Origin of the sequence: Nocardioides marinisabuli, assembly GCF_013466785.1 — a bacterium.
Lineage (GTDB): Bacteria > Actinomycetota > Actinomycetes > Propionibacteriales > Nocardioidaceae > Nocardioides > Nocardioides marinisabuli.
In genome coordinates this window covers 3,908,438-3,920,804 of record NZ_CP059163.1, presented here as the reverse complement: position 1 = coordinate 3,920,804, position 12,367 = coordinate 3,908,438, and the positions used below count along the sequence as shown (strand labels likewise).

Sequence of the window (12,367 nt, the reverse complement as noted above, 5' to 3'; positions counted from 1 at the left end):
GCGAGATTTGGGACGGGTGGGCGTGAGATTTGGGACGGGTCAGCGTGAAGTGGGCCTGGTCAGAGGAGGGGGCGCAGCGGGGCCAGCACGAACTCGGTGAACTTGCGGTGCAGGTCGCGCGCCTCCCACTCGCCGATCGTCAGCTCCAGGCAGTTCGACTCGTCGACGGTGAAGATCTCCTCCATGGTCCGGGCGAAGCCGGTGTCGATGGCTTCCACGTTGATCTCGTAGTTGCCGCTGAGGCTGAGCCGGTCGATGTTGGCGGTGCCCACGGTGGTCCAGGTGCCGTCGACCGTCGCGGTCTTGGCGTGCACCATCGCGTCGCGGTAGCGGAAGATCCGCACCCCGGCCTCGAGCAGGTGGGAGAAGTACCCGCGCGAGATCCAGTCGGCCACGATGTGGTTCGACTTCAGCGGCACCAGCAGGCGTACGTCGACGCCGCGGCGCGCGGCGTCCTTGAGGGCGTCGACGAAGTCGGGGTCGGGCAGGAAGTAGGCCGTGGTCAGCCAGATGTTGCGGCTGGCCCGGTTGATGGCCTCGAGGTACATCGAGCGGATCGGGAACATCCACAGCCGCGGCACGTTGCGCTGGAAGCGGATGCGCGACTCCCACGACGAGGCGGTCTCCAGCAGCAGCGGCCGCGCGCTGTGGCCGAGGCGGCGGCGCCGGTTGAGGTTCCAGAAGTCGGCGAAGGCGCGCTGGAGGTCCCACACCCCGGGCCCGGTGACCCGCACGTGGGTGTCGCGCCACTCCTTCTCGTAGGGGTCGCCGATGTTGAACCCGCCCACGAAGCCGACCTCGCCGTCGACCACCAGGATCTTGCGGTGGTCGCGCCCGTAGCGGCGCAGGTCGAAGAAGCGCAGGCCGGCGGCGTACACCGGGTAGCGCAGCACCTTCATCGAGCGCGGGAAGTGCTTGAAGACGGGGGAGACCACGAGGTTGGCGAAGCCGTCGTAGATGCAGTAGACGTCGACGCCGCGGGCCGCCGCGTCGGCGAGCGCCTTCTTGAACCGCTCGCCGGTCGCGTCGCCCTTCCAGATGTAGGTCTCGAAGAAGACTTGGCGCTGGGCGCCCTCGATGGCCGCGAGCATGTCGGGGTAGAGGTCGCTGCCGTAGGTGTAGGTCGTCAGCGTGCCCCCGCCGATCTCCACGGTGCGCGGCGGCGTGGTGGGGAACGGCTTGGGCTTCTTGCCGCGCCGGCGGTAGGAGTCGACCACCGACATGCCCACCGCGAGCGCCAGCTGCACGCCCACGATGGTCAGCAGCGTGCGCCGCACGACCCGCAGCACCCGTGCGGCCAGGGGTTCGTGGCTGTGGATCACGCCCACACGGTAGTACCCGGCCGCACGAGGTCCCTGCAGGCCTGTCAGCTCCGTACGTCGTCGCCCCGGACGAGGGTCCGCTCGGGGCAGTTGAGGATGACCTGGCTGTGCACCACCAGGGGCACCGCGAGGTCCACCAGCACGGAGGTCTCCCGGCCCAGCACCGTGCCGGAGACCCGCACCTGCTCGTAGGAGTTGTTGGCGCGCTCGTGGTAGTAGCGGCAGTTGGCGTACTCGAAGACCAGGCTGACCTCGCCGTCGCCGTACGGCGCGAGCGTCACCGGCTCGACGGTGCCCCCCACGGGCTCCAGGAGCGGGTAGGTCGGCTCGACCAGCTCGACGTCGGTGACCCGCCACGGCACCGCCGAGGCGTTGCTGAGCGGCACCGTGAGCTCGACCTCCTGGCCGTAGCGGTAGTGCAGGGCGTAGGTGCCGGTGTCGCCGTAGCCGTCGACGAAGAGGCCGGCGGTGGGGTCGAGCGCCACCTCGGGGGAGTCCAGGGTGACGAGGTGGGGTGCCAGCGCCCAGCCGACCGCGAGCGTCGCGGCCGTGCCGAGCGCCGCGGCGAGCAGCCGACGTCGACCCCGACGGGCCCCCGGCCCGGCCCCGGTCGCGGTGCCGGGGCCGGGACCGCGACCGAGGTCGAGCGCGACCGGGGCGCGCTCGACCCGGGGTGCGGTCTGCAGGCTCACTGGTCGGCCTTGGCCCGCTGACGGCGAGCGCTGGCCAGGCGGATGCCCAGGGTGCCCACCAGGGTGACCGCCAGGAGCGCCGCCGGCGCGCCGGGCCCGTCGCCCGGCTGCTCGCTGGCCCGGGAGCCCGCGGAACCGGAGTCGGAGGAGGGCTTCTCGGGGGTGTCGAGCCAGTCGCAGCCGGCCGGGTCGGGCTCGGAGCGGCGGTCGTACGTCGCGCACGGGATCAGCTGGGTGGTCTTGATCAGGTTGCCGATGGGCCACTGCGAGGGGTTGCCGCAGTCGGGGAGGTCGATGGCGTAGTTGTGCGTGACCTCCTTGCCCGGGGCGGTCAGGTTGTCCTGCCAGCAGTTCCCGTCGCCGGCCTCGTCCCAGTAGAAGTCGATGCCGTTGGGCAGGACCTTGCCCTTCGGCGAGTAGCCGAGCTCGTTCTTGGTGAAGGCGTTGTGGTTGGAGTTGTCCTGCTGGTGCAGCGGGTTGTAGTCGCCGCGCAGGAGGGCCGGCGGGACCCAGAAGAGCATGAAGCCCTGGCGCCAGTTGTCCCAGACCTGGTTGGAGTTGATGAAGTTGTGGTTGCCCACGATGATGCCGCCGGTGCCGACGGGGAAGCCGAAGGCGGGGCACACGACGCCCTTGTGGTGGCCCACCTCGCGCGCGACCCGGGACTGGCACGGGGCGTCCTCGCCCTGGACGTACTTCTCGTAGTAGTTCTCGTTGTTGCTGTAGATCTTGTTGTCCTCGAACCAGCCGTGGTCCTGGGGCATGCCCGGGTGGCCGCCGAGGATCGACTCCACGATGAAGCCGAGCCCGTTGTGGTGGATCCGGTTGTTGTGGACGTAGAGCGAGTTGCCGGCGGTGCCCGACATGCCGAGCGCGTTGTGGTGCAGGTTGCAGTTGACGACCTCGGTGGCCCAGCGGTTCAGCGGACCGGTGTTCCTGCTGGTGGAGTTCACGTCCGCCGCGGAGCCCGGGTAGACGCCCGAGTCGCCGTTGTGGTGGGCGTTGCAGTTGGAGATGACCCCGTGGTCGGAGGTGAAGGTCAGCACGCCGTAGAGGTCGTTGTGCGAGCCCTCGAAGCGGTCGAGCACGTAGCCGTCGGTCTCGTGGACGTAGAAGGCGTTCTCGCGGAAGAGCATGGCCCGCATGTTGGAGAGGTAGAAGCCGTCGGCGCGGTCGGCCTTGATGCCGTTGTGCTTGATCCAGTCGCCGTCCTCGCGGTAGCCGCCCCTGAGGGTGACGTCGCGGGGGCTCGCGCCGGTGCCGATCATCTGCAGGTCGCACAGCTGGTTGTCGCACTTGATGTCCGGGTCGTCAGGGTCGTCGCCGGCGATCGTGACCAGGTTGACCACCTCGCCGCAGGAGACGATGAAGTCGTACTCGACGATGCCCCCCTCGTACGCGTCCATGCAGGGCTTGTCCCAGCTCGGCTGCTCGCGGTAGAGGCCGGGCAGCACGTAGATGTTGGTGCGCTGCTTCTTCACCGCGTCCACGGCCGCCTGCATGTGCCGGTGCTCGCACTGCTTGAGCAGCTTGAGGTTGAAGGCGCGCAGCTTCTTGCCGGGCAGCTTCTTGATGCGTTTGCGGGAGTCCGCCTTGCAGACCACGATCACGTCCGCCGCCTGCGCGAGCGACCGCTTGGTCGGGACCGTGCCGTCGCCGGCGGGGAACTGGGACTCACGCTCCTCGTGGGCGGCCACCGGCGACGAGGCCGCGAAGGTGAGCGTGAAGGCGATGAGGGACAGGCAGAGCAGCCGAACGGCGAAGCGCACGTGGAACTCCTCGGGGGAGGGGGAGGGAGCGTGCGCCGAATATATGACTGATGTTCACGTTGTGGAAGAGAAAGTTAAAGATCACTCTCGTTCCAGTGGTGCGGACCCGGGGTGGACTGGACCACCCGGGCCCCACGCTCCGGGCCTCACAGCCAGGGCGGACGCATCCGGCGTCGGCGCGCGCGCAGCGCCAGACCGACCCCGAGGAGCAGCGCCACGGCGCCCAGCAACGACGCCGCGCCCTCGACGGGGACGCCGGTGGTCTCCTCGGCCCGCTCCAGCAGGGAGCGTCCTGCCTCGTCGTCCGCTGCGTCCTGCGACGCGTCGTCGCCCCCGGACCCGCCTCGCGCGGACGGTCGGTCGTCGTCCTCCGGCGGCGTGACCGCCGGTCCCAGGTCGAAGGGCCCGCGCTCGAGGATGCGGCCGTTGGTGGCGGCCAGCTCGCGGGTGGGGGTCAGACCCCAGCGGACCTGACCGCCGACCTCGGGCTCGTAGCGGGCGTCCTCGAGCCAGACCACCGCCTGCAGCCGGGGGCGGAAGCGCACGGCGTTGGCCACCCGCTGCAGCCAGGCCCGCTTCACGTCGCGCTCGCTGGCCCCCGTGCCTGCGGGGTTGAAGAGCGCCCCGGTGCTCAGCATCATCGGCTGGTCACGGCCGCCGGCGAAGCGTGCGTAGAAGCTGCGCCGGCCGGTGGGCGAGGCGTAGCCGAACTCCTCGTCGAGCCTCGCCTGCAGCTCGTCGGCGGTGGGCTCGAGGTTGGCGCCGAAGCGCTGGTCGACCCCGTAGCGCAGCATGCTCAGGCCGACCCAGTCGACCGCGGCGTCGCCGGGGTAGTAGGGCCCGTAGGGGTCGTCGCCGGTGCCCAGCTCGCCGTCACCGTTGCTGTCGAGGCGCTCGGCGTCGCGTGCGGTCGCTGCGCTGGTGACGGTGCTGCCGCGGCGCACCCCGTTGATGGCGCCGCCGAAGGGGTAGCCGGCGCCGTACGCCGGCGCCCAGACGGTCCACGCCGCGTCGGCCTCGTCGTGGACCACGTCGGCGAGCTGGCGGAAGGCGGCGACGTACGCCGTCGGCTGCTGGCCCCAGGGGGTCCAGGTGCCGTTCATCTCGGGCGCGAAGCGCAGCAGGAACCGGCTGCCGTGCTCGGCGCCGAGCTCGTCGAGCTCCTCGACGAGCTCCTCGGCGTCCTCGGTGTCGAGGTCGTCGAGGGCCGCCGCGGGCTGCAGGTCGACCACGCTCATCGCGCCCTGCTCGGCGGAGGTGCGCGCCAGGTCGCCCAGCGCCGCGCGCGAGCCCTCGGTGAGGGGGTAGGCCACGGGCCGGGCGAGCAGCGAGACGTCGGTGCCGAGGCGGTCGGTGTAGCGGCTGGGGGAGTCGCCGTCCCAGTCGAGCTCGGCGCCGAACCAGGCCGTGCCCGCCTCGGGCAGGTCCGTGGGCCCGTCCGCCGCGTGCGCCGTCGGGGGGACGAGCGCCAGCGAGGCGGCGAGCAGGCCTGCCGCCAGTCCGGACGCCCCCAGGGGTCGGTGGCCGGTGCGGGTCACATCGTGCACGTGAGCCTCCAGAAGTTGCGGCCCTCGCGGTGCTCGTAGCGCAGCTCGTCGAGGACCTGGATCGCCATGGCCAGGCCGCGCCCGGACTCCGCGTCGTCGTCGGGCATGGTCACGTCGCTCAGGTCGATGGCGGCGGGCAGGCCGTTGTCGCGGCAGGCCACCACGATGCTGGCGTCCTCGCGGCCCACGGCGATGGTCAGCCGTCGGTGCTGGCCGTCGGCCCCGCTGGTCTGGTCGGCGGCGAAGGCGTGCTCGACGATGTTGGCGACCACCTCGACGACCGCGGTCTCCACGCGCATCCGGCACAGGTCGGGCACCTCGGGTTCCTGCTCCCAGAAGGCTGCCAGCAGGTCGTGCACCGCGTCGACGCCCTCGAGGGTGGTGGGGACCTCGGACTGCAGCACGGCCTCCAGGCCGGGCAGCAGCCGGTCAGTCATCGAACGCCGTGTCGACCGCGTCGCGCGGGCGCAGGACCCGGGCCAGGTTGGTCAGCTCCAGGACGCCCATGACGCTCTCGGTGGGGCGCGCGATGCGCAGGTCGCCGCCCTGCTGGCGGGTCTGCTTGACCCCGCCGATGAGGGCGCCGAGGCCCGAGGAGTCGATGAAGTCGGTCTCGGCCAGGTCGACCACGATCCGGTGGGTCCCGCCGGCGACGAGCTCGCCCAGGATGGTCTTGAACTGGCGTGCCGCGACCATGTTGAGGCGTCCGCGGGGGGTGACGACCCCGACCCCGGTGTCCAGCGTGCGGACGTCGAACTCGATCATGAGGCTTCCTCTCGGTTGCGCAGCGCGGCCTGGGCCGTCGCGGGCAGGGACGTGGCACTACCGGGTTCGAAGCCCCGGTAGCGCGCGGCTTGGACGATCACGGAGATCAGGGCCAGGTCGAGACCCACCCAGACGAAGTTGAACAGGGTCGGCAGCACCTCGGCGTCGCCCGTGATCATCCGCACCGTGCCGATGACCACGGCCAGGAGCAGGGCCCCGATCGCGAACAGCTGCGGCTTGATCAGGTGGTACGCCGGCCCCGTGGGGTCCTGCTTCTCCTTCGGCGTGACCGCGAAGTCGAGGCTGCGCCCCATGAAGACGTTGCCGAAGGCGGAGGTGAAGGCGCGGATCCAGGTCGGGAAGAGCGCCAGGGAGTACTGCATGCCCCGCCAGGTCGGTCTGCCGTCGGAGACGACGATGAAGAGCAGCTGGTTGATGACCAGGAAGGGGATCAGGCGCAGGAAGAAGTCGCTGCTCAGGGCCTGCACCGGCAGCACGCCGAAGACCAGGAAGAGCACGGGCGCGGCGAGGTAGACGATGGCCGCGAAGCCCGAGAGGTAGCTCCACATCGTGGAGAAGTACATGAGCCGCTGCGGCCACGACAGCCGCTTCTGGGTCAGCGGGTTCTCCCGGAACATCACCTGCATCGTGCCCTGGGCCCAGCGCAGCCGCTGGGTGAGCATCGTCTTGAGGTCCTCGGGTGCGAGGCCGAAGGCCAGCGGGGTGTCGTGGTAGGCCGACTTCCAGCCCAGGCCGTGCATGCGCATGCAGGTGGCCATGTCCTCGGTGACCGAGATGGTCGCCATCGGCATCACCGCCTGGGCCTCGCCGCCGCGGTCGACGTCGACCGCGTCGACCAGCGCGGTGACCGACTCGATGGCTCCCATCGGCGACCAGTCGCGCTCGGCCAGCCGGGCCAGGGCCTCCTGGTTGTCGTCGAGGGAGAAGTCCTGGTCGCCCTCGGCGGCGCCCAGGGCCGCGATCTCGGCCAGGTCGGCCTGCAGCCCGCTGAGGTCCGCGTCGACCATCCGGCGACGCACCTCGTCGACGCTGCGCTGGAAGCGGTAGGTGACGTCGAAGAGCGCCTCGCCGTCGGCCAGCTCCTTGCGCGCCCCCCGGACCAGCGCCTCGACCTCGAGCAGCGCCTCGCGGGTCGCGGTCTCCTCGGCGGGGACCTGCTTGCGCGCCTTCTTCAGCACGCCGGTGGCGTAGTACAGCGTCTGGTAGACCCGCAGGGCGATCTCGCCGGCGTACCTGGCGACGCCGATCTGGACCAGCGCCTCGCGCCGGATCACGGCGTTGGAGCCGCAGAAGAACGCGGAGTTCCAGCCGTCCTTGCTCTGCTGGATCGGGCCGTAGAACAGCGGCGCCTGGCTGCCGAGCGGGTCGCTCTCGGGCACGTTGACGAAGAACTGCGGGGTCTGGACCAGCCCCATCTCGGGGTCGTCGAAGTAGCCCAGCGTCGCGTCGAGCATCTCCGGGGTCGGCACCTGGTCGGCGTCGAGGATGAGGAGGAACTCGCCGTCGGTCTGCACCAGCGCGTTGTTGAGGTTGCCTGCCTTGGCGTGACGGGGCATCCCGGCCCACTCCTCGGAGCGCGAGATCCAGCCGATGCCGTGCTCCTCGGCCGCGGCGCGCATCTCGGGGCGGTTGCCGTCGTCGAGGATCCAGGTCTGGTGCGGGTAGCGGATCGCCTTGGCGGCCAGCGCGGTGGTCATGACCAGGTCGACGGGCTCGTTGTAGGTGGTGATGAGGACGTCGACGGTGAGCCCGTCGGGCGGCGGGGGAGGCGCGGGGCGCTCCTTGAGCCGCCAGATGCCGAAGCCGAAGAGCAGCGAGTCGATGAGCGAGTAGGTCTCGGCGAGGATCAGCGGGAAGGCGATGTACCAGGCGTCGAAGTTGATCGAGAACAGCCAGCGCCAGGTGATGTAGTTGAGGCCGGTCAGCGCCGTGACGACGACGATGACCCGGATCAGCAGCAGCCGCCGGCTCATGCCGCACCCGCTGCCGCGGGCCGGGTGGCGACCACGACGGTGACGTCGTCGACGGCCGAGGTGGTGTCGGACTCGCGCACGACCTCGGGGAGCCGGTGCACGGCGTCGCGGTCGAGGACGAGCTCGGCGATGCGCTCGACCACGTCAGGGCCCTCGCCCACGAGGTCGAGGACGCCGTCGCTGACGACCACGAGGCGCTCACCCGGGGCGAGGGTGGTGCGGTGCTCGGTCCAGTGGTCGTCGGGCCAGACGCCGATGGGGCCGTCGCTGCTGCGCAGGGACTCGACGCGGCCGTCGTTGCGCACCACCAGGGCCAGCCCGCAGCCGGCGTCGACGTAGCGCACCTCGCCGTCGTCGAGGTCGATGACGGCCTCGAAGAGGGTCACGAACGACTCGGTGCGCCCCAGGTCGTCGTCGAGGGTGCGCGCCGTGCGGGTCACGGTGACGCCCAGGTCGACGCCCGCCGCGGCCGCGGCCTCGGTGCCCCGCAGGGCCGCACGCACCCCGGCGGCGATCAGCGCCGCGGGCGTCCCCTTGCCCATCACGTCGGCCAGCCGGAGCACCGCGCTGCGCCCGGTGGCGCGGTAGTCGTAGAAGTCGCCGCCCACGGCCGCCGCCGGCACGCAGGCGCCCTCGACCCGCCAGCCGTCGACCTCGAGCACGCCCTGGGGCAGCAGCGAGGCCTGGGCCTCCTGGGCCAGGCGCATCTCGGTCGAGGAGACCATCTCGGTCTCGGTGAGGCCGGCGAGCTCGGAGAGCAGCTCCTTCTCGTCGGCGCCCAGGCGTCGCGGGGTGCTGTCGAGCAGGCACAGGGTCGCCACGACGGTGCCGAGGTGGTCGCGCAGGGGGTGGCCGGCGTAGAAGCGGATGCCGGCGTCGGTGACGATCGGCCAGTCGGCGAAGCGCGGGTCGGCCGAGGCGTCCTCGACGTACATCGGCTCGCCGAGGCGCTGGGTCAGGTCGCAGAAGACCTCGCTGCGCGGCATGGTCGTGCCGGGCTCCAGACCCTGGCTGATGGGGAAGGTGGCGCGGTCGCCGTCCAGGACCGTCACGGTCGTCAGCTCCACGCCGAAGACCCGGGCCGCGAGGGCGGTGATGCGGTCCACGCGGGCGTTGCGCTCGGCCTCCAGCAGGCCCAGGCTCGCCGCCGTGCGGGCGCGACGGGTGCGCGACTCGTCCACCAGGTGTGTCATTGCTGTGTCAGTCCCCATGTCTCGAAGGAGTCGCCTGGCCATGCCGTGGCGCGTCGGCCGTCCCCCGCCCGAATCCTAGGCACGCACCAGCGTGACGCGTGAGCACGGATGGAGGATCTGGGGCAGAAGTGACCGATCGGTCAGGCCCGGCGTAGTCCTGGCGGCGGTTCGCCGCGGCCTGGACCGTGCGGGTGTCGGTGGGCGTGTCTAGGCTCGGGGCATGCGTCCTGTCACCGATCTCGAGCGCCGCGTCGCCCCCTTCAAGGTCGTCTCCGACTACCAGCCTGCGGGCGACCAGCCGGCCGCCATCGCCGAGATCGCCAAGCGGATCAACGGGGGGGAGCAGGACGTCGTGCTCCTGGGCGCTACCGGCACCGGCAAGACGGCGACCGTGGCCTGGGTCGCCGAGCAGGTGCAGCGCCCGCTGCTGGTGCTCCAGCCCAACAAGACGCTGGCCGCGCAGTTCGCCAACGAGCTGCGCCAGCTCTTCCCCGACAACGCGGTCGAGTACTTCGTCTCCTACTACGACTACTACCAGCCCGAGGCCTACGTCCCCCAGACCGACACCTACATCGAGAAGGACTCCTCCATCAACGAGGAGGTCGAGCGGCTGCGCCACTCGGCGACCAACTCGCTGCTCACGCGCCGTGACGTGATCGTGGTCAGCACCGTCTCCTGCATCTACGGCCTCGGCACCCCGCAGGAGTACGTCGACCGGATGCTGCGCCTGCGCGTGGGGGAGGAGCGCGACCGCGACTCGATCCTGCGCCAGCTGGTGGAGATCCAGTACACGCGCAACGACATGTCCTTCACCCGTGGCACCTTCCGGGTGCGCGGCGACACCCTCGAGATCTTCCCGGTCTACGAGGAGCACGCGGTGCGCATCGAGTTCTTCGGCGACGAGATCGAGCGGCTGATGACGCTGCACGCGGTCACCGGCGAGGTGATCACCGAGGACACCGAGCTCTACGTCTTCCCCGCCACCCACTACGTCGCCGGCCCGGAGCGGATGGAGCGGGCGATCCGCGGCATCGAGCTCGAGCTGGAGGAGCAGCTGGCGAGCTTCGAGAAGCAGGGCAAGCTGCTCGAGGCCCAGCGCCTGCGGATGCGCACGACGTACGACATCGAGATGATGCGGCAGGTCGGCTCCTGCTCGGGCATCGAGAACTACTCGATGCACATGGACGGGCGGGCCCGTGGCTCGGCGCCCAACTGCCTGCTCGACTACTTCCCCGAGGACTACATGCTCGTGGTCGACGAGTCGCACGTGGCGGTCCCGCAGATCGGCGGCATGTACGAGGGCGACATGTCCCGCAAGCGCAACCTGGTCGACCACGGCTTCCGGCTGCCCAGCGCCATGGACAACCGGCCGCTGAAGTGGGAGGAGTTCCTCGAGCGCATCGGGCAGACCATCTACCTCTCCGCGACCCCCGGCGACTACGAGCTCGACAAGGTGGGCGGCTCGACGCCGCCGCACGTGGTCGAGCAGATCATCCGGCCCACCGGCCTGATCGACCCCGAGGTGGTCGTCAAGCCGACCAAGGGCCAGATCGACGACCTGATCCACGAGATCAAGGAGCGCACCCAGAAGAACGAGCGGGTGCTGGTCACCACGCTGACCAAGAAGATGTCCGAGGACCTCACCGACTACCTCCTCGACGCCGGCATCCGCACCCGCTACCTGCACAGCGAGGTCGACACCCTCAAGCGCATCGAGCTGCTGCGCGACCTGCGGCTGGGCCAGTACGACGTGCTCGTCGGCATCAACCTGCTGCGCGAGGGCCTCGACCTGCCCGAGGTCTCGCTGGTCGCGATCCTCGACGCCGACAAGGAGGGCTTCCTGCGCTCCGACAAGTCGCTGATCCAGACGATCGGCCGCGCGGCCCGCAACGTGTCGGGCCAGGTGCACATGTACGCCGACAAGATCACCCCCTCCATGGAGTCGGCGATCGAGGAGACCAACCGGCGCCGCGACAAGCAGATCGCCTACAACACCGCCCACGGCGTCGACCCGATGCCGCTGCGCAAGAAGATCGCCGACATCACCGAGATGCTGGCGCGCGAGGACGAGAACACCCAGGCGCTCCTCGAGACCTGGGCCGGCACCGCGGCCAAGGGTCGTGCCGGCGGGGTCAAGGCCAAGCAGCCGGTCCCGGCGCTGACCGGCAAGGACGCCGGCCAGCACGCCAAGGACCTGGCCGGGATGCCCAGCGCCGACCTGGCCCAGCTCATCCAGGACCTCACCGACCAGATGCGCGAGGCCGCCGCGGAGCTGCAGTTCGAGCTCGCGGCCCGGCTGCGCGACGAGGTCGACGAGCTGAAGAAGGAGCTGCGCCAGATGATGGAGGCGACCAAGTGACCGCTAGTCGCGGTCGGCGGCCTTCATCGCCTGCCGGCTCACCGTCAGCCCGACCAGGCGCGAGATGACCAGGGCGACGTAGAGCACGCCCACGACCATCTCGACCGCCACGAACGATCGGGCGTGCGAGCCCATCGGCACCACGTCGGAGAGCCCGACGCTGGTGAGCACCGAGAACGACAGGTAGAGCAGCTCGAACCAGGTCTGCCCGTCGGAGGCGGAGCCGCCCGAGAACGAGTCGGGCGACAGGACGGCCACGGCGGCGTAGACGTAGGCGAAGCCCCAGGCGACCACCGTGAAGGCGGCGCCGGTGGCGTAGAGCTCGTCCCGGGTCACCTTGTCGTCGTGGAAGAGGTAGCGCACCATCGAGTAGGACACGTAGAAGTAGAACGGCGCGTGCAGCAGCGCCGAGACCAGCACGACCCAGTCGATGCCGGTGGTCAGGGCCTCGACCACCGTGAAGCCGGCGGCGGGCAGCCCGACGAGCAGGGCGACCCAGGTCAGCGCGGGGGTGCGCCGCACCGCTGCGAGGGCCGCGCCCACCACCGCGATCTGGGCGACGCCGAGCACGGCGCGCCCGGCGGTGCTGGTGTCCAGGAACGGGTAGGCGATCACGGCGAGCACCTGGGTGACCAGCAGCACCGCGGAGGGCTGCGGCCCCAGGAACCCGTCGGGCCTGGGGTCGCGTGAGAACCGGCTCCTCATGCCCGACACCCTAGGGGTGGA

10 protein-coding genes are annotated in these 12,367 nt (G+C 70.7%); 1 reads left to right on the top strand and 9 read right to left on the bottom strand.

What is annotated here, in order from left to right; genetic code table 11:
* Positions 1 to 59: 59 nt before the first annotated feature.
* From H0S66_RS18860 to H0S66_RS18825, 8 genes are all read right to left on the bottom strand, one after another.
* Complete coding sequence (locus H0S66_RS18860) at positions 60 to 1,322, bottom strand: phospholipase D-like domain-containing protein (RefSeq protein ID WP_258016999.1); 1,263 nt, start codon at positions 1,320 to 1,322, stop codon at positions 60 to 62.
* Positions 1,323 to 1,366: 44 nt separating this feature from the next.
* Positions 1,367 to 2,014 (bottom strand): hypothetical protein, encoded by a 648-nt coding sequence (locus H0S66_RS18855; RefSeq protein WP_179616725.1) that lies wholly within the window; start codon positions 2,012 to 2,014, stop codon positions 1,367 to 1,369.
* Positions 2,011 to 3,783: a right-handed parallel beta-helix repeat-containing protein gene (locus tag H0S66_RS18850; RefSeq protein WP_179616724.1), complete on the bottom strand. Its 1,773-nt coding sequence runs from the start codon at positions 3,781 to 3,783 to the stop codon at positions 2,011 to 2,013. The genes H0S66_RS18855 and H0S66_RS18850 overlap by 4 nt, the downstream gene beginning before the upstream one ends.
* Before the next feature lie 146 nt (positions 3,784 to 3,929).
* Entirely contained in the window at positions 3,930 to 5,330 is a 1,401-nt protein-coding gene (locus tag H0S66_RS18845) for a glycoside hydrolase family 26 protein (RefSeq protein WP_179616723.1), read from the bottom strand.
* Complete coding sequence (locus H0S66_RS18840) at positions 5,318 to 5,767, bottom strand: ATP-binding protein (protein ID WP_179616722.1); 450 nt, start codon at positions 5,765 to 5,767, stop codon at positions 5,318 to 5,320. The genes H0S66_RS18845 and H0S66_RS18840 overlap by 13 nt, the downstream gene beginning before the upstream one ends.
* On the bottom strand, positions 5,760 to 6,095 hold the full coding sequence (locus H0S66_RS18835) for an STAS domain-containing protein (protein WP_179616721.1): 336 nt from the start codon (positions 6,093 to 6,095) through the stop codon (positions 5,760 to 5,762). Before H0S66_RS18835 ends, H0S66_RS18840 begins: the two co-directional genes overlap by 8 nt.
* On the bottom strand, positions 6,092 to 8,089 hold the full coding sequence (locus tag H0S66_RS18830) for a glycosyltransferase family 2 protein (RefSeq protein ID WP_179616720.1): 1,998 nt from the start codon (positions 8,087 to 8,089) through the stop codon (positions 6,092 to 6,094). Before H0S66_RS18830 ends, H0S66_RS18835 begins: the two co-directional genes overlap by 4 nt.
* Entirely contained in the window at positions 8,086 to 9,282 is a 1,197-nt protein-coding gene (locus tag H0S66_RS18825; protein ID WP_179616719.1) for a PP2C family protein-serine/threonine phosphatase, read from the bottom strand. The genes H0S66_RS18830 and H0S66_RS18825 overlap by 4 nt, the downstream gene beginning before the upstream one ends.
* A 220-nt stretch (positions 9,283 to 9,502) precedes the next feature.
* Here H0S66_RS18825 and uvrB point away from each other — a divergent pair, with 220 nt between their 5' ends.
* Entirely contained in the window at positions 9,503 to 11,641 is a 2,139-nt protein-coding gene (uvrB, locus tag H0S66_RS18820) for an excinuclease ABC subunit UvrB (RefSeq protein WP_179616718.1), read from the top strand.
* A gap of 3 nt (positions 11,642 to 11,644) precedes the next feature.
* Here uvrB and H0S66_RS18815 read toward each other — a convergent pair whose 3' ends face one another.
* Entirely contained in the window at positions 11,645 to 12,346 is a 702-nt protein-coding gene (locus tag H0S66_RS18815) for a two pore domain potassium channel family protein (RefSeq protein ID WP_179616717.1), read from the bottom strand.
* Positions 12,347 to 12,367: the final 21 nt, after the last annotated feature.